This is a genomic window from Paenibacillus sp. SSG-1, from assembly GCF_002224835.1.
Lineage (GTDB): Bacteria > Bacillota > Bacilli > Paenibacillales > Paenibacillaceae > Paenibacillus_AQ > Paenibacillus_AQ favisporus.
In genome coordinates this window covers 5,901,183-5,920,610 of the sequence record NZ_MBRK01000001.1, presented here as the reverse complement: position 1 = coordinate 5,920,610, position 19,428 = coordinate 5,901,183, and the positions used below count along the sequence as shown (strand labels likewise).

The 19,428-nt window shown below is 56.6% G+C and carries 17 protein-coding genes; 8 read left to right on the top strand and 9 right to left on the bottom strand.

Features of this window, described 5'->3' with window-relative positions; translation table 11 throughout:
• Nucleotides 1–167 precede the first annotated feature (167 nt).
• Nucleotides 168–1,421 (bottom strand): peptidase, encoded by a 1,254-nt coding sequence (locus tag BCV73_RS27145; RefSeq protein WP_089549235.1) that lies wholly within the window; start codon nt 1,419–1,421, stop codon nt 168–170.
• A gap of 223 nt (nt 1,422–1,644) precedes the next feature.
• On the opposite strand from BCV73_RS27145, the gene BCV73_RS27140 reads away from it, so the two are divergent.
• The gene (locus BCV73_RS27140) at nt 1,645–2,109 is read left to right on the top strand and encodes a GlcG/HbpS family heme-binding protein (protein WP_089549234.1); all 465 of its coding nucleotides are present in this window, start codon (nt 1,645–1,647) and stop codon (nt 2,107–2,109) included.
• Between the two features lie 101 nt (nt 2,110–2,210).
• Here the strand turns inward: BCV73_RS27140 and BCV73_RS27135 are convergent, their stop codons facing one another.
• Nucleotides 2,211–3,440, bottom strand: coding sequence for an aminopeptidase (locus BCV73_RS27135; protein WP_089549233.1), 1,230 nt, complete (start codon nt 3,438–3,440; stop codon nt 2,211–2,213).
• Nucleotides 3,441–3,646: 206 nt separating this feature from the next.
• Here BCV73_RS27135 and BCV73_RS27130 point away from each other — a divergent pair, with 206 nt between their 5' ends.
• The 5 genes from BCV73_RS27130 to BCV73_RS27110 all read left to right on the top strand — a co-directional run bounded on the left by BCV73_RS27130 (nt 3,647) and on the right by BCV73_RS27110 (nt 11,484).
• Nucleotides 3,647–4,567, top strand: a complete 921-nt coding sequence (locus BCV73_RS27130) for a DoxX-like family protein (protein ID WP_076172654.1) — start codon at nt 3,647–3,649, stop codon at nt 4,565–4,567.
• The gene (locus tag BCV73_RS27125; protein ID WP_089549232.1) at nt 4,564–5,208 is read left to right on the top strand and encodes a DUF4166 domain-containing protein; all 645 of its coding nucleotides are present in this window, start codon (nt 4,564–4,566) and stop codon (nt 5,206–5,208) included. The genes BCV73_RS27130 and BCV73_RS27125 overlap by 4 nt, the downstream gene beginning before the upstream one ends.
• A complete protein-coding gene (locus BCV73_RS27120; protein WP_179232078.1) occupies nt 5,198–6,826 on the top strand; it encodes a YndJ family protein in 1,629 nt (542 codons plus the stop codon). The genes BCV73_RS27125 and BCV73_RS27120 overlap by 11 nt, the downstream gene beginning before the upstream one ends.
• A 96-nt stretch (nt 6,827–6,922) precedes the next feature.
• Complete coding sequence (locus tag BCV73_RS27115) at nt 6,923–8,047, top strand: GntR family transcriptional regulator (RefSeq protein WP_089549230.1); 1,125 nt, start codon at nt 6,923–6,925, stop codon at nt 8,045–8,047.
• 212 nt (nt 8,048–8,259) lie between these two features.
• Nucleotides 8,260–11,484: an alpha-mannosidase gene (locus BCV73_RS27110; protein ID WP_089549229.1), complete on the top strand. Its 3,225-nt coding sequence runs from the start codon at nt 8,260–8,262 to the stop codon at nt 11,482–11,484.
• Nucleotides 11,485–11,593: 109 nt separating this feature from the next.
• Here BCV73_RS27110 and BCV73_RS27105 read toward each other — a convergent pair whose 3' ends face one another.
• The 4 genes from BCV73_RS27105 to BCV73_RS27090 form a co-directional block, all read right to left on the bottom strand.
• Nucleotides 11,594–12,244 carry an amino acid ABC transporter permease gene (locus BCV73_RS27105; RefSeq protein WP_076172665.1) on the bottom strand — a complete coding sequence of 217 codons (651 nt, stop codon included), beginning with the start codon at nt 12,242–12,244 and terminating at the stop codon, nt 11,594–11,596.
• A gap of 36 nt (nt 12,245–12,280) precedes the next feature.
• On the bottom strand, nt 12,281–12,946 hold the full coding sequence (locus BCV73_RS27100; protein ID WP_076172668.1) for an amino acid ABC transporter permease: 666 nt from the start codon (nt 12,944–12,946) through the stop codon (nt 12,281–12,283).
• Nucleotides 12,947–13,018: 72 nt separating this feature from the next.
• The gene (locus BCV73_RS27095; RefSeq protein WP_089549228.1) at nt 13,019–13,900 is read right to left on the bottom strand and encodes an ABC transporter substrate-binding protein; all 882 of its coding nucleotides are present in this window, start codon (nt 13,898–13,900) and stop codon (nt 13,019–13,021) included.
• Nucleotides 13,901–13,938: 38 nt separating this feature from the next.
• Nucleotides 13,939–14,667 carry an amino acid ABC transporter ATP-binding protein gene (locus BCV73_RS27090; protein ID WP_076172673.1) on the bottom strand — a complete coding sequence of 243 codons (729 nt, stop codon included), beginning with the start codon at nt 14,665–14,667 and terminating at the stop codon, nt 13,939–13,941.
• Nucleotides 14,668–15,225: 558 nt separating this feature from the next.
• Between BCV73_RS27090 and BCV73_RS27085 the strand changes: the two genes are divergently transcribed.
• Together BCV73_RS27085 and BCV73_RS27080 are read left to right on the top strand one after the other, a co-directional pair.
• Nucleotides 15,226–15,426, top strand: a complete 201-nt coding sequence (locus BCV73_RS27085) for a cold-shock protein (RefSeq protein ID WP_076172675.1) — start codon at nt 15,226–15,228, stop codon at nt 15,424–15,426.
• A 156-nt stretch (nt 15,427–15,582) separates the two neighbouring features.
• A complete protein-coding gene (locus tag BCV73_RS27080) occupies nt 15,583–15,816 on the top strand; it encodes a cold-shock protein (protein ID WP_076172678.1) in 234 nt (77 codons plus the stop codon).
• 189 nt (nt 15,817–16,005) lie between these two features.
• Here the strand turns inward: BCV73_RS27080 and BCV73_RS27075 are convergent, their stop codons facing one another.
• From BCV73_RS27075 to BCV73_RS27065, 3 genes are all read right to left on the bottom strand, one after another.
• Complete coding sequence (locus tag BCV73_RS27075) at nt 16,006–17,049, bottom strand: NAD(P)/FAD-dependent oxidoreductase (protein ID WP_076172681.1); 1,044 nt, start codon at nt 17,047–17,049, stop codon at nt 16,006–16,008.
• 76 nt (nt 17,050–17,125) lie between these two features.
• The gene (locus BCV73_RS27070) at nt 17,126–18,163 is read right to left on the bottom strand and encodes a FecCD family ABC transporter permease (protein ID WP_076172683.1); all 1,038 of its coding nucleotides are present in this window, start codon (nt 18,161–18,163) and stop codon (nt 17,126–17,128) included.
• Nucleotides 18,163–19,212 (bottom strand): FecCD family ABC transporter permease, encoded by a 1,050-nt coding sequence (locus BCV73_RS27065; protein ID WP_076172685.1) that lies wholly within the window; start codon nt 19,210–19,212, stop codon nt 18,163–18,165. The genes BCV73_RS27070 and BCV73_RS27065 overlap by 1 nt, the downstream gene beginning before the upstream one ends.
• Nucleotides 19,213–19,428 lie beyond the last annotated feature (216 nt).

Genomic DNA, 19,428 nt, shown 5'->3' with positions numbered 1-19,428 from the left:
GGGCTTCAAGATCGTCCGAGGCTCGCCAATTATCGGATGAACGGGTCCCGCCCGTGAATCCGGCAGCCCTAAGGTATAACATTCTTATCTCCCAAAAAACCCTGCCGATTCTTCAGGAGAATCGGCAGGGTTTGGGCGCTTTTATGCAAGCTGCGTATACGTTGATATTACTTAGGCTGTACCGTATCGGCGTCCGACGTCACAATGATCGCTTCGGCACTCGTGATGCCGGGAATCGATTTGGTCATGATCGGAGAATGATAGGCGATAATTTTGGTGCCAGGGCGAAGCTTGGTATCGCCGCCCATCGTAGGGATGACCGGCGTATCTTTCGAGATGTTCAGAATGACGTCGTTGTCGGTGGAATCATCGGAACCTACGTTTACATAGACCTGATCGGCCGAAGCCCGGTCCGATGCTTTAACAGTACCTTCAATTTTGACCGTTTCCGCCTTCTTCACCACGATTTTGCCGGCATGCGTTTGGGCCGGATAAATCATCGTCATGATATCGCTGTAGTATGCGTCCACGCGGATATCCGCCTTCAGGGCATCCTTGGTCAGCGCCCTGCCGTCTTCGTCGACGATTTGGGTTTTGTCATCGACGGAGAGGATGACGTAGTTGACGCCGCCCTTGTCATGCGCCTTGCCGACGACCGTCACTTTGCCGTCCGCCGTATTAGTGACGATGCCGTCTGTGCCTGCTTTAAGTTCCTGATCTGTATTTCCGGATTCACCGCTTCCGGTGTCTTCCGTGTTCACGATCACATAATTCGTTCCGGCTTGAGGCGGCAGGCTCATGGCCACTTCAGGACCATAGAAAGCTCGGATGCTCGTGCCCTCTTTAATGTCGCCGCTGGTCAGCGCCTTGCCGTCCTGGCTGAGGATGGTGGCTTTATCGGCCAGGTGCAGAAGAATCGTGTCCTCATTAGAGGTGTAAATATCGGTTCCTTTGACCAGGATGCCGTTCTCTCTCACTTCGGATACAGTACCGTCAATGGCGGTAAAGCTCTTGTCCTGAACGACAAGCGTCAGCGCCGTGCCGCGGGCCGGAAGGCTTTTCGTAATATTCGGTCCATAGAACGCCTTCACGACTTTTTTCTCATCGATCACGGTTTTCAGGGGAACGCTTTTCCCGCGGGCATCGACGATCTTGGTCTCCGGCGTGATGGCCAGGATGATCTGGCTTTGATCGCTTGGAGCCAGCCCCCGTCCCGTAACCGTAATGGATTTGCCGGTCTTGTCGTTCACGAAGTTCGTGATTTGTCCCCATGTGGCAGGAACCACTTTGGCCTCATTTTGAACCTGGCCTTGTCCGCTTTGAGCGGCTGCGGGCGGAACTTCCTGGGCGCTGGCCGCAACCGGAACGGCTGCCAGAGCGAAAATTGATGCGGTTGCCAAGACTTTGTAAATTTTGTTCATCTGTCATTTTCCTCCTCTATATGGCGTTCTTGCGAGTGCGAATCGGAATGTTTCACCGTGCATGCAATTGGTAAATGATGCTTGCTCTTCATAGTTCCTGACGAGGCGGTCATGCCAAATGTTGCACATTGCAGGCAAATTCACAGCGTTCTCCGTCCAATAACACGCTTATGGGCTGGCGGCCATACAATGGGGAAAGAACATTGAAGCTGGAGGTAGCCTGATCATGAAAATGACGCTGGATCTTGCCAAAATGCTGCTCGAAGCAGCCGAGAAAAAAGCTAAGGAAATGGGGCTCGCAGAGGACATCGCCATCGTGGACGACGGCGCGAACCTGGTCGCCTTTCACCGGATGGACCACGCCCGGATCGGGGGCATCGATATCGCCCAGAACAAAGCCTGGACCAGCGTGGCCCTGCAGATGCCGACCTCGAATCTGACCAGAACGGCTCAGCCCGGGCAGCCATCCTTCGGGATCAATACGACGAATCAGGGCAGGGTGGTCATCCTGGGGGGAGGAATCCCGTTAAAAGCAGGCGATGTCATCATTGGGGGCATCGGGGTCAGCGGAGGGACGAGCGAGCAGGATATTCAGGTGGCGGAGGCCGCCGTGCAGGCTTTTGAGCGCTGGATGCAGCGGTCGGACCTTCGGAGCATCTCGTTTCGGATTGGATCGAATCAGTCGTAAAGGCTGCTCTCGCAGCACGGCCGAATCGATGGCAAGATAAAACCCTCCATCCGGCCTGCATGTGAGGCGGTTGGAGGGCTTTGCTTAACTAGTATGGTGGATCAGAACGCCCAGTTGCCCTTACGGAATACAGGTTCTCTTTGGCCGTCCGCCGTGATGCCGTCGATGTCCATGTCCGCAGAGCCGATCATGAAATCCACGTGGATCATGCTGTGATTCAGCCCGGCACGGTCGAGCTCTTCCCGGGTGAGCGAGGTTCCGTTCTCGATGCAGGTCGGGAAGGCTTCGCCCAGGGCCAGATGGTTCGATGCATTTTCGTCAAATAGCGTATTGAAGAAAATGAGCCCGGTCTCCGAAATGGGCGAGTGGTGCGGTACAAGCGCGGCTTCGCCCAAATAGCGGGCCGACGCGTCCATGTCGAGCATGCCTTTTAAAAATTCGTAACCTTTCTCTGCCGTAAAATCGACGACTTTTCCGTCCTCAAACGTCAGGCTGAAGTTCTCGATCAAGTTTCCCTGGTAGCTGAGCGGTTTGGTGCTGCGGACTGTTCCCCGGGTCCCTTCCCTGCGGGGCGAAGTGAACACTTCTTCCGTCGGAACGTTCGGGTTGAACTCATTGCCCGCTTCATTCCGGGCGGTACCGCCGTTCCAGACATGATGCTCCGGAAGCTCGATCAGCAGGTCGGTGCCCGGAGCTTTATAATGAAGCTGCTTGTACTGCTTGCGGTTCAAATATTCGCGCTTGCTGCGCAAATTCGCATTATGCTCGTTCCAAGCCTGGATCGGATCGCCGCCGCTCACACGGGCGGTTTGGAAGATCGCCTCCCACAACGCCTCGACCGCGGCTTCCGGTGCCAGGTCCGGGAAGACCAGCTTCGCCCAGGCCTCGGACGGGACGCCGATAATGGACCAGGTCATTTTGCTTGCGGACATATACTCCCGCCATTTGGAGAGAGCGGCGCTGGCCGCTTTGGAATGGGCTGAGATCCGCTTGGGGTCTACGCCCTTCAGCAGCTCGGGATTAGCCGATTCGATAAAAAGAAATGCCCCGTCGTTCTCGGCGAATTCCTGAACCCACTTTGCTCTCCACACCGGGTACTCCTCAAAAGCCTCGTCAGGAGCGAGATGATACTTCAGCTGTGTGCTGATCTCGTCCTGCCACTCAATATGAACCAGCTTTGCCCCGGCTTGATACGCTTGCTTGGCGATCATGCGCACGAATTCCGGCACATGGATCGGAGCGCTGATCCACAAGGACTGCCCCGGCTGAATATGAACCGCAACACGGACGGCGAGCTCGGCGTATTTTTCCAAACGGTCTAAAAAACTCATGGACTTTTTCCTCCCCAACATCGGCAGATTATAACAATCTATTAAGGATTCGCCCTTTCTTCGCCAGTTCCTTCCAGCTTTCGCGCCGCCGGAGGCCTCCGAACAAATGCCATCGGTGTATGATCTTGTCTAAACAGGAAGGAATTTAGAAGGACATCGGGCTTTTTCCGCGAATTAGGAAGGGAGCAAAGCAAGGGGGAGACGCCATGAAAAAGCAACGGCCCATCTATGTGCAAATCGATATTGACACAACGATGGATAAGCTATGGGAATATACCCAGAACCCGGATTTGCATACCGCATGGGATGCCCGGTTTACGGAAATTTCGTATTTGCCGCGGGCACAGGATGAGCCTCAACGTTTTCGGTACCGAACCCGGATCGGCATGGGCATCGATATTGCAGGCGAGGGAGAATCGGCGGGACAAGTGGAGAAGGAATCCGGGGACCGGGTCTCCTCGCTGAAGTTTTGGACGCATGACCGGCTATCGCTCATCCGAAAGGGCAGCGGGTATTGGAAGTATACGAAGAAAGACGGCGGTATCGGCTTCGAGACGCTGTACCAATATGAGTCGGCTTTCGGCGCGGCGGGGCGTCTTGCCGATGCCTACCTGTTCAGGCCGCTGCTCGGATGGGCGACGGCTTGGAGCTTTGACGCGTTAAAAATGTGGCTGGAGCAGGGATTTCATCCGAAGCTGCTGCTCCAGCGCTTTCTCACGTACTGGACCGTGTGCGGGGTGATCGCCTTTGTATGGCTGTACCACGGCCTCGTTCCCAAGCTAATCATGGCCCATCCGGACGAAATTCGCATGATGGAAGCCGTAACCGGGAGCATGGGCAGCGGCGTGGCGATGATCCGGATGGTCGGCATACTGGAAATGCTCTTTGGACTCGTGTGGCTGCTGCCGCTGTATAAGCTGAAGCGCCCTCTGTTTATTCTCCAGATCGTTGCCATCTGCGGTCTGACCGCCTCTGCGGGGATCGGGGATATCGGCAGTTTCGTCGCCCCGTTTAATCCCGTGACGCTAAACGGTATGCTGATCGTCCTGTCGCTGATCGGCTACGGGAACAGCCGACATCTGCCCAGCGCCGCCCGCTGCCGCCGAAAGAAGGCAGGTGACCTATGAAATCGATCTATGAACAGGCGCTCGGCGATACCTATCAGCTGCTGCATCCCAAGCTGCAGGAGCGTTACCGGCTGACGGGAGATGCGGTGTTTACCGGGGCCGGCCGGATGGAGGAAATCAGCGGCGGTTTGTTTGCCATACGGGCCATGATGGTTCTGGGCATTCGGGCCCGTCTGTTCTTTCCCGAGCGGGGCCGGAACATCCCTTTTGTGATCCACAACAAAGTATCCCGGGATGCAAAGGGCAAGGAGACGGTACATTGGGATCGGACGTTTGATTTCCGGGGCAAAAAACGCCATTTCGATGCTGTGATGAAATGGGACAGTGAGGAGGAGCAGATCCTGGACTTGTTCGGCAAGCCGGCACTGCTCGGCTCCTCCCTGTCCCTCCACGTGGACGACAAAGGAGCCATGCACATCTCCTCCAGAAGCCAGTGGCTGCCCCTGTTCGGCATGCGGATCCCGCTTCCCCGGGTTTTTCACGGGGCGGCCCAGATCGTGGAGTCCTACGACGAGGAGCGGCAGTGCTTCCGGATTCGGGTGCATGTGCGCAATCCGTTGTTCGGCACCCTTTTCGCCTATAAGGGGAGTTTTACGGGAACAAGGAAAGACGGGAGCGGAGGAAGCCGGGATGAAACGTAACGCATGGTTCGGATTGCTGCTGTATGTGATGTTTCTCGGCGTCAGCGGGCGGCAGCTTCAAGTGCTTGAAGCGGTGCTGATGCTGGCGGTGCTGGTGCTGGTACCGGGTTTCTTAATGCTCGTGGATGCCCGCCTGCGTAACGGGAAAACGATGGCTTTGTACAAAATCATGATTATCCTTTACCCCCCGGCTGCCGTCTGTGCGGCACTCTCCTTCATGGGAGATATCCCGCTGTTATGCCTTCCCTGGGTGGCTTTTACGGTGATTACGGCGCTGTATGGGCTGAGACGGCTGCTGGAGAGGGGACTGCATCCGCTTGCTGAAACCGCGGTGGATTTCGGACTGATGTACTTGGCCGGTGGCGGTTTCTGGTTCCTGGCTGCGTCGCTGCATTGGCGTATAATGGATTTTTCGGACGTGCTCATCATGCTGACAGCCGTTCATTTTCATTACTCTTCATTTATTATCCCGATCCTGGCCGGACTGCTGGGGCGAAAAATAACGGTTGGACGGAAGCTGTACTTAACCTCGACCGTCATCATCATGCTGGCCCCGGCCGGCATTGCGCTGGGCATTGCTTTTTCCACCGCCCTTGAGTTCATTCTGGTGGCGGCGTACCTGGCTGCCCTGTACAGCTACGGACTGCTTGTTTTCAAAGCTTCCTTTACCCGGCAGGAGGCCAAATATCTCATTTCTTTTTCGGCGCTCGTATTGATGGTGACGATTCTGTTCTCCCTGATTTACGCAGCCGGCAAGGCGATGGGGTTCGGGAGTCTCTCGATCAACCGGATGATCTGGATTCACGGCTTGATGAACGCGGTAGGCGTAGCTCTTCCGTCGCTTGCGGGCTGGCTGCTGGAGGGAAACTTCCCGAAGGAGAGCTATTATGGCAAACCGGTAAGCTCCATCACCGGCGGAAGGCATATCGGGCGCCACTTCTTAAGCAGGGAAGGACTTCTTGACGAAACGGCATCCTACTCAGGGCTGGTCGACCGGATCGACGGGTTTGACTCCGCCTCGTTCCGCGCCCGGAGGCTGTCGCCCGTCATTCGGGATTTCTACGAGCATACCGATCAGTACGCGATGCGGGCCGACATCCGCTGGGCCGGGTGGTTTAGGCCGCTGGCTGTGGTCTATCAAGTCATCAGCCGCCGGATCGGGCAGATCCATCTTGGTACACTTAAAGGGTGGCAGGGGATGTACGGCCGGGTTCTTCCGGTGGCGTCGGGCAGGGACGGCAGGCAGCGGGTTCGCGCCTGGCAGCGTTTGAACGGGCAGGGGGAGGCGATTTTCATTGCGCTCTATTCCCTGCATTGGTTCGGAGACGAGCCCTACATGAATATCGCCCTGCCGCTGCCGGGCACCAATATGACCGGGATGCTGCGCCTGTATAATGAAGGCTCCGGGCTCGTCTTGACCAGCGCCCACAGCCCGGCTCACCGGGGCGATGAGGGCATTTACCTGCATGCCTCATGGTTCACGATGCGTTTGCCCCTGAAGGAAACCTTCTGGATCCGGGAGGGGGAGTCCGGACAGCGGCTGACGGCCCGCCACCGGATGTGGATTTTCGGACTCCGTTTCCTGGATATCCGGTACGATATTCAGCGGTCCGGATGAGCCTGCGGCTGGGCAGCGGCGTTGACATGTATGTCCCATGGGATATAATGCTAAAAGGAAGATGACCGAAAGATCAGGTATTGGAGGATTATTGTCATGAGCCAGGACAGGGAGCCGCTGTACATTCAAATACAAAACCATTTCAAGCAGTTGATTGCTTCCAGGCAGCTGAAGGAAGACGACCGGATTCCGACTGAGAAGGAGCTGATCGACCAGTTTCAGGTGAGCCGGATTACCGTGGCCAATGCGCTGGCCGAGCTGGCGGGCGAAGGCTGGATCTACCGGATTCCGGGCCGGGGAAGTTACGTCAAGGGTGTGCCTGAGAAGTACATATCGGGTAATCCGGTCTCCCTCGTCTCGGAGGCCAAATCGTCGTCGGCTCCCAAGATCGGGCTCGTGTTTCCTTCCATTGAAGATTATTTTGCCATCCAAATGGTACGGGGGATCCGCAGCGCGCTGTCGGGGAGCAAATACTCGCTGGTCGTCATGTTCACTTACAATTCCAAGGAACTGGAGAAGGAAGCGATCCGCGAGCTCCGCAGCACGACGGACGGGCTGATTATTTTTCCGGTGGATGCCGAGGTGTACAGTGAAGAAATTATCGCGTTGAAGATGCAGAATTACCCGTTCGTGCTCTTGGATCGGCATCTGCCCGGCGTTGAGACGAACGTGGTCCTGTCCGATCCGGCTCTGGGTTCCATCCTGGCGGTGGATCATCTGTGGGAGCTGGGACACCGGAACATTGCGATATGCTCGGATTCTCCAATACCGACGGTGACGGTCGATGAACGGATTCAAGGATATAACGAAGCGCTGAAGAACAAGGGCGCGATGATCAATCCCGCTTTAATTCTTACCGACTTCAGCATCCCAACGGGGCCTTCCCGTACGGATCACCCGCTGTACCGCTTCCTCAAGAGCCGGATGGCGACGGCGTTTATCGCGCTGAACTGCAAGCTCGGGGTCAACCTGTGGTCCATGGCCAAGGAATTGGGGCTGGATGTCCCGGGTGACCTGTCCATCGTCACGTTTGATAACCCGAGTCCTATGCTCGAAGAGCTCAGCGTATTTACGTATATCGATCAAAGCGAGGAAGAAATGGGTCGCGAGGCGGCTAGCCTGCTGCTGGATATTTTGGAAGGGAACATCAAGGACGTCAAGTACACGAAGCGGATTTTTAAACCCCGTCTCGTCATTCACCATACGACAGGCCCGGTATAACCAGAGGAAACAAGAAACGGCATTTCTTGAAACAAGAGATGCTGTTTTTTTTGTTTTATATTATACATAAATGCTATATTATATATATTAATACGAGCAAATTTATTGCCGATGTGCTGTAACCGACGAAGCAGCAATTTATTACTCCGGAAATTCCGGGAGCATGCATGGCCGGAGACGGAAGGATGCAGAAGGGGAAAAGGTGATCATCCATGAGATTTATGATTGAAAAGCTGGAGCGGCGCATTCAGGAGCTGGCCGGGCTGAGATACCGGGACCGCAAGCCGCTGGAGAACATGCATATCGTACCGGATGTGGAGAGTTTGGCGGAAGCGAAGGCCGCCGCAGGCAGCCAGCCGGTCGTGAAGGTAGGGGACCGCTGGGGAGGAAGGGACCGCTACGCCTGGTTCATCGCTGACGTAACGTTTCCCGCATCGTGGAGGGCCCAGGACGTCGTAGGACTGATCAAGCTTGGGGAAACCGGCGGGGGCAACTGCAGCGGGTATGAAGGCCAGGTGTATCTGAACGGGGAACCGGCGCAGGCCGTGGACCGCAACCATGCCGAGCTGTTCTTCCCGGCGCAGGCTGTGGACGAAGGCCGCGTGGAGCTGGCCATCCGCGCATGGAGCGGGCTGACGCCCCCGAACGGCAGCCATATGCCGTTTGATCATCGGGTTGATGTGCTGGAGCTAGCAGTACTGGACGCGGCAACCGACGATCTGTACTATACGGCACTGCACATGCTGCAGACGGTGAAGCTGCTGGACGAACGCGCCTTGGAGAAGCAGGCGATGACGTCTGCACTGGAGGAGGCGTTCCGGCTGCTGGACTGGAGCGCGCCGGGATCGGACCGTTTCTACGCTTCCACCGAGCAGGCGCTGTACGTGCTGAAGGAGCGGCTTGAGGCGATTCCGCGCGGCCCGCGGCCGCAGATCACCGCGGTCGGCCACTGCCATATCGACGTCGCCTGGCTGTGGCGGCTGAAGCATACCCGGGAGAAGTCCGGGCGCTCGTTCTCGACGGTGCTGACGCTTATGGACCGCTTTCCGGAGTATGTTTTCCTTCAGTCCCAGCCGCAGCTGTACGCTTATTTGAAGAAGGATTTTCCGACGCTGTACGAGAAAATCAAGGCTCGCGTGAAGGAAGGCAGCTGGGAAGCGACCGGGGCGATGTGGCTGGAGTCGGACTGCAACATTCCTTCCGGGGAGTCGCTGGTCCGGCAGCTGCTGACGGGCAAGCGCTTCTTCAAGAGGGAGTTCGGCGTTGACAACCGCGTCTTATGGCTGCCGGACGTGTTCGGATACAGCTGGGCGCTGCCGCAAATTTTGAAGAAGAGCGGCATCGACTACTTCATGACGACCAAAATCAGCTGGAGCCAGTACAACCGCTTCCCGTATGACACGTTCATGTGGCGGGGCATCGACGGCACCGAAATGCTGACGCATTACATCACGACCCCGGACAACGACGGCAGCTGGTTTTATACGTACAATGGCAACATCACCGGCTCCTCGATTCAGGGGCTGTGGGATAACTACCGGCAGAAGGACATCAACGAGAATCTGCTGCTCGCCTACGGCTGGGGCGACGGCGGCGGCGGTCCGACCCGGGATATGCTCGAAGCGGCCCGCCGTTATGAAGATATGCCGGCGGCGCCGCAGGTGAAGCAGGGCGGAGCGGAAGCATTCTTCGAACAGCTGGAGGAACGGGTCAAGGACGATCCGCAGCTTCACTTGTGGGACGGGGAACTGTATCTGGAATACCATCGCGGCACCTATACGTCCCAGGCTTATAACAAGCGGATGAACCGCCGGATGGAGCAACTGCTTCACAACGCGGAATTCGTGAACGCGCTGGCGCTGATGCTGAATCCGGGCTATGCTTATCCGGCCGCAGGCCTCGCGGACAGCTGGGAGATCGTGCTGCGCAACCAGTTCCACGACATCATCCCGGGCTCGTCCATTCACGAAGTGTATGAGGACAGCCGGGTCGAGTACGCTGAGGCCGAGCAGCTGGCCGTGCAGGTGCTGGAACAGGGGCTGTCGCAGTTTACCGCCGAGGGCCGCGGGGAAGCGGGCGCACAGCCGGACTCCGCCAAGGCGGAGGGCAAAGGCTTACCTGTCCGGATTTTCAATCCGCTCGGCTGGGAACGCTCTTTCGTCAGCGAAGTTTCCGTGGAAGGGGCCGCACAGTTGGTGTGGTATTCTGCAGCCGGAGAAGACCTGCCGACCCAGATCATTCCTGTGCAGGAGGATGGATCATCCCGCGTGCTGGTTACCGTGAAGGATGTGCCGGCCTACGGCTACACGACCATTTACGGCCGCAGCGGGGGATCGGGCACCCCAGGTTCGGCTTCCGCTGTAGCGGGTGAGACGGATTGGCAGATCACGGGAGACGTCGTGGAAACGCCGTTCTACAGCATCCGTCTGAACGAAGCCGGTCAGCTGGTATCGCTGTACGACAAGCAGGCGGACCGCGAAGTGCTGAAACCGGGTGAGCCGGCGAACGTGCTGCAGGTATTCGAGGATAAGCCGATGGCGCACGACGCCTGGGACATCGATATTTTCTACCAGGAAAAAATGCGGACGGTCGAGGACCTGAAGGAACTGACGGTCCTGGAGGAAGGGCCGCTGCGCGGCGTGATCAAGATGGTGTATGCGTATCACAACTCCACCATCGAGCAACGGTTCACGGTGTACCGGGACGATCCGCGGATCGATTTTGTGACCAAAGTGGATTGGCACGAGCACCAGCAGCTGCTCAAGGCCGCTTTTCCGGTCGACATCCGCTCCACCAAAGCCACTTACGAGATCCAGTTCGGCAACGTGGAGCGTCCGACCCACTGGAACACGAGCTGGGATTACGCCCGGTTCGAATCCGTGGCGCAGCGCTGGGTGGACCTCTCCGAGGGCGGTTACGGCGTCAGCCTGTTGAACGACTGTAAATACGGGCATGACATCCGCAACCACGTCATCCGCCTCAGCCTGATCAAGTCCGCCGTCTATCCGGACGGAACCGCCGATCAGGGTGAGCATGAATTTACGTATTCGCTGTATCCGCACCGCGGCGGCTGGTATGAAGGCGGAACCCACCGGGCGGCCTGCGGCCTGAACACGCCGCTGCTGGCCGTGCCGGTACAGGAAGGCATTCTGCCGGAGGCGCTTGGCCTGGTGAAGGTGAATCAGCCGAATATTATGATCGACACGATCAAAAAGGCCGAAGACAGCGACGATATCGTCATCCGCATGTACGAATACGGCGGCATCCGCACCCGCGCCCGGGTCGAGCTGGACCCGCAGGCCGGTGTGGTCAGCGCGGCGGCCGAGACGAATTTAATGGAAGAAGGCGGCGAGCCGTTGAGCGTGTCGGGCAACGGTACGGAGCTGCGCTTCAAGCCGTACGAAATCAAAACGCTGGTGGTATCGCTGGCGCGTTAGCCACCCGCACCATATTTGATGCGATACGCACGAAGCACAAGCAAGCCCAGCCTCACCCATGAAGGGGGAGAGCTGGGCTTGTTTTCTTTGTCCGGGCCGAGCAGCCGTGTCAGAGCGTCTTGGCCTCCAGCCGCCGGGCGATGATCGAGAGAATGTAGTTCACGATGAAGTACAGGGCGGCGGCGAAGATGAGGGCCGGGATGACGTAGTTCGGGCTGTGTCCCTGCAGGATCTGCACGTTGTGCATGAGCTCGGGAAGCGAAATGATAACCGCGAGCGACGTATCCTTGAGCAGCGAGATGAACTGGCTGACCAAGGGCGGGACCATGCGGCGCAGCGCCTGCGGCAGAATGATATGCCGGAGCGTCTGCATATAGCTCAGCCCCGAAGAGCGGGCCGCCTCGATTTGTCCCCGGTCCACGGAATTGAGTCCGCCGCGGACGATCTCCGAAATCATGGCCCCTTCGAACAAGGTCAGGCCGACGACCGTCGCCCAGAAGGGGGACATCTTGATGCCGAGTTGGGGAAGCACGATGTACATGAAGAAGATGATCAGCAGCAGCGGCAGGTTCCGGATAATATCGACGATGGCTGCGACAATCCGGGACAATACGGGGATTTTGGCGTAACGCAGCGTCCCGAGAACGGTTCCCAGCACGAAGCTGAACACAATGGACAACACCGCGACCTCGATCGTAACGAGAAACCCCTCAAGCAGAAACTTGACGTTGGGTAGGGAATAGGCACCTATAAAATCCATGGCGGCATCTTCTCCTCTTGCCAGAATAAAGCCCCTTTATCGGTCAGCCGAGCGGAATCGGCGTTCCATGTAATGGACCGCAAAGCTGAGCGGAAGCGTAAGCACCAGGTAAAAGACGGCGACGATCGTATACACGGTCAGGGGCAGGAAGGTGTCGGAGTTGATCAGGTCGGCGTAATACATCAGGTCCATCCCGGTCACGACGGCCAGAATGGACGAATTTTTAACGAGATTAATAAACTGGTTGCCGATAGCCGGCAGCACGATCTTGATCGCCTGGGGCAGCACGATGTGAAGCATCGTCTGGATATACGACAGTCCCGTCGCGCGGGCGGCCTCGGTCTGGCCGGCCGGTACGGACTGGATGCCGGCACGGATGGCTTCCGCGATGAAAGAGGCGGTGTAGACCATCAGCCCAAGCGTCCCCGAGGTAAAGCCGTCCAGCGGCAGTCCGAGCGACGGGATTCCCAGGAAAAAGAAAAACACGACGAGCAGGAGCGGGATGTTGCGGATAAACTCAACATACACCGTTCCGATCACATTCAGGGCCCGGATCGGGGAGATCCGCATCACGGCGATGATAACGCCGAGCACGAAGCTCCCGATCAAGGCGAGGACGCTGGCTTCAATCGTGTGGATAAAGCCTTCGGCAAAACGGTCCCAGTGGTTAAACAAGACGTGAATGTCAAATTTGCCCGGCATGGCCTTCGTCCTTTCTTAAAGGTTTTCAGGGCTCCCCGCAGCGTGCCGGGAAAGGCAGCGAAAGCCAAGGCCCTACTCGGGTTTGACACCCATCCACTGCTCATACAGCTTGTCGTATTCGCCACTGTCCTTCATTTCCTTGAGCAGATCGTTGACGGTCTTCACGAACTCGGCGTCGCCTTTTTTGATGGCGATTCCGTAGGGCTCGTCGGTGAAGGTGCCGCCGACCAGCACGTAGTTCGGATCCTGTTTTTGCATGCCGAGCAGGATGGCGTTGTCGGTCGTCAGGGCTTCCCCTTGGCCGGCTTTCAGCGCGGTAAATGCGTCCTGATAGTTTTCAAACTCCAGCACGGTGGCGTCCGGCGCCTTTTCGCGGATGTTTTTAGCCGAGGTGGAGCCTTTGACGGTCAGCACCTTCACGCCTTTTTTCAAGTCCTCCAGGCCTTGGATGGCGCTGCCCTTCTTCACGAGCAGGGATTGACCCGCTTTAAAATAGACGTCGCTGAAATCGACCTGCTGCTTGCGCTCCTCAGTGATGGTCATCGTGGCGACGATAAGGTCGATGTCCCCGTTCTGCAGCAGCGGAATGCGGGTTTTGGACGTCACTTCCTTCAGCTCGATCTTGGTTTCATCGCCGAGTATTTTTTTGGCCAACGCCTTGGCGATGTCGATGTCAAAGCCCTCTACCTGTCCGGAAGTCGGGTCCTTCAGCCCGAACAGCTTGGTGTCGTATTTCACGCCGGCGATAAGCTTGCCGCGGGCCTTGATCGCTTCCAGCGTGCCGCCCTTGGCAGCCGTGTCTCCGCCGTCGTCCTTGTTCCCGCTTGCAGTCGTGTCGGTCGACCCGCCGCCGGTCGCGGCCGTGGGCTCGCTCTTCGAGCCTCCGCAGGCCGTGAACACCAGGCACATCGCCAACAGGACAAACGCAACACTCCACCTCAAAGGTTTTTTCATGAATTCAATAACCCCTTTCCATATGCTTTCCGCTGAATTTAATGATGAATCAGCCGGCTGAGAAACGTCCGCGCGCGCTCTTCCCGCGGATGGTCAAAGAAGCTTGCCGCCGGGCCTTCCTCGATGATCTGACCGTTGTCCATAAAAACGACACGGTCGGCAACCTCGCGGGCGAATCCCATCTCATGCGTAACGATGACCATCGTCATCCCGTCGTAGGCGAGAGAGCGCATCACGTCCAGCACTTCGCCGATCATTTCGGGATCTAGAGCCGATGTGGGCTCGTCGAACAGCATGATCTTCGGATGCATGGCCAGGCCCCGGGCGATTGCGACCCGCTGCTGCTGTCCCCCCGAGAGCTGGGAAGGGTAGCTGGATGCCTTATCCGCAATGCCGACGCGGGACAGATAAGAGGTCGCACGCTCGGCCGCTTCTTCTTTGGAGAGGCCAAGCACCTTGACCGGAGCAAGCACAATGTTGTCGATCACCGTTTTATGGGGATACAGATTAAAATGCTGAAAGACGATGCCGATCTCGCGGCGGAACCGGTTAATGTCGATCTTTTTGTCATGCAGCGCCGTTCCGTTTACGTAGAGCTCGCCCGACGAGATTTTTTCCAGCCGATTGATGCAGCGGAGCAGGGTGCTCTTGCCGGAACCGGACGGTCCGATGATCACGACCACTTCGCCCTCTTCGATCCGAAGGTCGATATTCTGGAGGACATGGAAGCTGCCGTAAAATTTACTGACGTTCTTGAATTCGATCAGAAATATACCTCCCTTCCTATGTAACCTTTAAGTGCGTGCGTGTTCAAAAAGTTCAGTTTTCAGCACCGAGAAGATTGAATGAAGCAAGGGACTGAGGAGCAGAGCGTACGTAGTGGGTACGTGAGCACCGGAAATGTTTCCGAAGGAAACATACTACGCAAGCATCCACTTAGGCCCGGCTGAATTCAAGATTCGATGCCGAATCAGCTTCCCGATTTACTTCGTGATCAAAAGCGGACTTTTTGAACAACCTCTTTAAGGAGCATGTCGGCCCGACGTGCTCGTAACACTATATTGCTGTAAGCCCGATAAAATGATTAACCTGCCCAAATGCCGTCAGCTCGAAGTCATATCTTGGCATGGCATATCAACATTTCCCAAATCCTTGCATTTTGGTGATTTCCGTGGTACACTGTATTCAGTTCTAAAATTTGAAACCAATTCACATATTGAAAAGGGTATCATGTTTACGATGGAACTTTTTTCAATGTGTGAATTTTTTTTAGCTTTATTTAAAAGAAGGATCATATTAAATTTCAATTTTGGAGGTACAGCCCCATGCAAACAGGTACAGTTAAATGGTTTAATGCCGATAAAGGCTTCGGATTCATCGAAGTTGAAGGCGGAAACGATGTTTTCGTACACTACAGTGCAATCACTGGTGATGGTTTCAAAACGTTGGACGAAGGACAACGCGTCCAATTCAACGTGGTTGAAGGCAACCGTGGACCACAAGCTGAGAACGTAGTGAAACTGTAACATCAACAAGCGGCTGCCCTTAACAGATTCGTTAAGGGCAGTTTTTTCATATAGACCAAGCAGGCTTGTCCAAGATCCGTTCTTGGCGGAGGTTGACTGCTGCAGGGCGTCCGTTTATACAGTTTGGTTTTATACTTCATAAAAGGGGGACTGAGCATGAACTACCGCAAAAAGTCGATGGAGGAAATACCTGAGGAAAATACAGCGATCTGGTCCTGTACGAAGGAAGGGTGCAAAGGGTGGATGCGCGATAATTTCGCCTTTGAGCATGAGCCGACCTGCAGGTTGTGTAATTCCCCGATGGTGCGGGATACGAAAATGCTTCCTGTTCTGAACAATTCGAGTGCCGATCAGAAATCGGCCAAGAAGGGCGTCAAGATCGACTCCTAAGCAATGAACCCGTGTGAAATCATAGAATATCCGATATAAACGGCAAAAAGGTCTGCACGATTATGCAGGCCTTTTTTCTATGGGATGCGGATCGAAGTATCCCCATTGAAGGTTCTGTTTCGGTTAATTTATCCTGTTAATGGTTCATGTCCTGAACCCTAGACAGTCTTTCCTGGCCGGTACCCGGTGTTAGTGGTCTTCGTCGATGACGCCAAGCGCCCGGTTTTTCTCTTTGAACCGCTCATTGTGCGAAGAAACATAAGCAACCTTGGGCGCTTCGGGATCCATGTAGAGCTTGGCGCTGTTCGTGGCAAGCACAGCATCGGTGAATGTGCCTGCGATCAGTCTCACTTTGCTGCTGTAGTCCACAAAGTCTCCTGCGGCAAAAATTCCCGGCACATTCGTTTCCAGCTTGTCGCTGACGTTCGCCGTCCATTCGCCCATATCGATGCCCCAGTCGCGGATCGCCCCAAAGTTATACCGCATGCCGTGGTTGACGATGACCGCATCAACGTCCACGCGAAGGGTATCGCCGCTCTCTTCATGACAGATCGAAACCTGATTGATCGCGCACCCGTCACTGCTGTGCAGCTGGCGGACGGTATAGGGAACATGGATCTGAACGGAGGACTGCTTCATGCGAACCACGTTGCGCTCATGGCCGCCAAACTGCTCGCGCCGATGTACTACACAGACGCTGGCTGCGATCGGCTCGAGCTCATTGGCCCAGTCCACGGCGGAATCGCCGCCGCCGGAGATGAGCACGCGCTTGCCGCGGAAGGGCTCGAGCTCCTGCACCGTATAGTGAAGGTTGCTCACTTCGAACCTGTCGGCACCTTCGATGTCGAGCTTCGCCATCTCCAGGATGCCGTAACCGATCGCCATGATGACCGTGCGGGTCCAGTGCTTTTCTCCGGTTGAGGAAGTAAGCAGAATAGTGCCGTCTTCCAGGCGCTCCTGGCCGACGATCTGCTGGCCCAGTACGACGGTCGGATCAAAAGTCAGCGCCTGCTGCTTCAACTGCTCGATCAGGTTGCGGCATAGGATCGGTCCCGTACCGCCGACGTCCCAGATCATTTTCTCCGGATAAATCAGCATCCGCCCGCCCAATTCGTCCTTCGCTTCGATCAGCTTGGTCTTCAGGTCGCGCATCCCGCTGTAAAAAGCCGCATACATGCCGGCAGGGCCACCCCCGATGATGGTTACGTCGTACAGCTCCAATGATTCACTCATGGTTTTCCCTCCAAGTCCATTCAGGTATGATCCGATCCAAAAGTCGGAAAATAAGATCTATATCAAGCACTGGCGTTTAACTTTTCGCTCTGGCGAGCAGATACAGAAAATAAGGTGCGCCGATGACGGCGACTACAATTCCTGTCGGTACGCCGGAAGGCTGCAGAATCCAGCGGCCGATCGTGTCGGCCGCGATAACGAGCAGCGCCCCGATGAGCGCCGAGACCGGAAGCAGCATCTGATGCTTCGGACCGACGAGGCGTCTGGCCAAATGCGGACCGACGAGCCCGACGAAGGCGATGCCGCCGCTGACGGCTACACTTGCCGCAGCAAGGGCGACGGCAGCGGCGAGCAGGCGGAACTGCTCTTTGCGTACATTTTCGCCAAGGCTGGTCGCCATCTGCTCTCCCATCTGCAGCACGTTCATCACCCGTGCCCGATAAATAATGTACGGCACCAGGACGACGATCCAGGGGAGAAGGGAGAGGACAAACTTCCAGTTCGTTCCCCAGATGCTCCCTGCGAGCCATGTCGCGACGAATTGATACTGCTCCGGCTTCAGCCGGAGCGTCAGCACGATCATGGCCGCCTGAATGCCGGCGGCGACGGCGATGCCTGTCAGCATCAGCCGGATCGGGCGGATTCCCTTGTTCCGTGTGTAGGACAGGGAGTAAATCAGTGCCGCCGTCAATCCTGCGCCCACAAAGGCTAAGAGAGGGAGCAGGAATACCGGCATCGCCTGCGTCGTCGGATAGAACGAGACGAGCAGCATGACCATCAGCCCCGCCCCCGAGTTGATGCCGAGGATGCCGGGGTCGGCCAGCGGATTGCGGAATATCCCCTGCATGACCGCTCCGGACACCGCCAGTCCCGCGCCGATCAGCACCGAAATGACGATCCGCGGGAGCCGGAATTCGAAGAGAATCAGGTTCTCCTGATCCGATCCCTGCCCGAACAGCGTCCGAATCAGGTCGAGCGGGCTTAACCGTATGTAGCCGGTGTTCATGCTGATAATAAAGACCGCAACAATGAGCAGCGCGAGAATCAGCATGACGGTCATGCCGCGAAGCTTTCTCCGCTGTTCGTAAGTAGAAACCGCTTGTCGTTCGGACATTACAGATCCCCTACCTCTCTTCGTGCAAGATAGAGGAAGAACGGAACGCCGATCAGCGAGATGATCGCTCCGATCGGGGTTTCATGCGGCGGATTGATCATTCTTGCCGCCAAGTCGGCAAGGACCGCCAGCAGGCTGCCCAGCACCGCCGAGCAAGGAACGATCCAGCGGTAATCGACGCCGACGAGATAACGGGTGACATGCGGGATAATGAGCCCGATGAAGCCCACCGATCCGACCACGGCGACCGAGGAACCCGCCAGTACGAGCACGATGAGCACGGCGGCCAGCTTGATTAGGGCGGTGCGCTGTCCGAGCCCCTTGGCGACTTCATCGCCGAGACTCAGCATCGTGATCGACCGCGAAATGAGCAGCGAGCCGATCAGGGCGCCGGCGATCCATGGGAACATGATCTTGAGCTGTACCCACTTCGTGCCGGCTACGCCGCCGGCATACCAGAAGGCCAGATCCTGGCCGATGTGAAAGTACAGCGCCACGCCTTCGCTGAGCGCGGTCAGCAGCAAGCTGAGCGCTGCACCGGCCAGAACGAGTCGTACCGGGGTAAGCCCTCCCGGGGCGAGCGATCCGACGCCGTAGACGAGTCCGGCACCGACCCCCGCGCCGAGAAAGGCGTACAGGATCAAGTACATAAAGGACAGACCGGGGAAGAAGGCAAAGCATAGCGCAAGAGCGAAGCCTGCACCCGCATTAATGCCAAGGAGTCCCGAGTCGGCGAGTGGATTGCGGGTCATCCCTTGCATTAGGGCTCCGGCTACCGCAAAGCTTGCGCCAATCATCGCGCTGGCAAGGACCCGCGGCAGGCGCAAATCCCGAATAATTTGGTGATTGACCACATCCGCATGGAAATTGAACACGGCCGACCATACTTCAGACAGCCGGATATTGGCCGCTCCGAAGGAGATCGACAATCCCATGCTCAGAACGAGCGCGGCAAGGCCGCCGATAAGGATCAGGCTGGCGGTCTTCGGACGGGAACGGAGGCGTTCCTTGGAGTCCGGGGTCATATTCGCTGCTGCCTGCTGATTCATATATTGTCACCTATTTCCATGAAATTGATTCTCATTCTCACTTCATTCTCAATTACTCATTTTATATGAACAGCAGGCCTCTTGGCAATGAGAAATATGAAATCGGCATAAATCTGGCACAATTGAGCGTTGGTTCTGCAATGCACTGGAAGAAGGCCATTCTCAATAAGGAAGTGCCGAGGTGAAACCCTGCAGGTATCGGATAAATCTATGGAC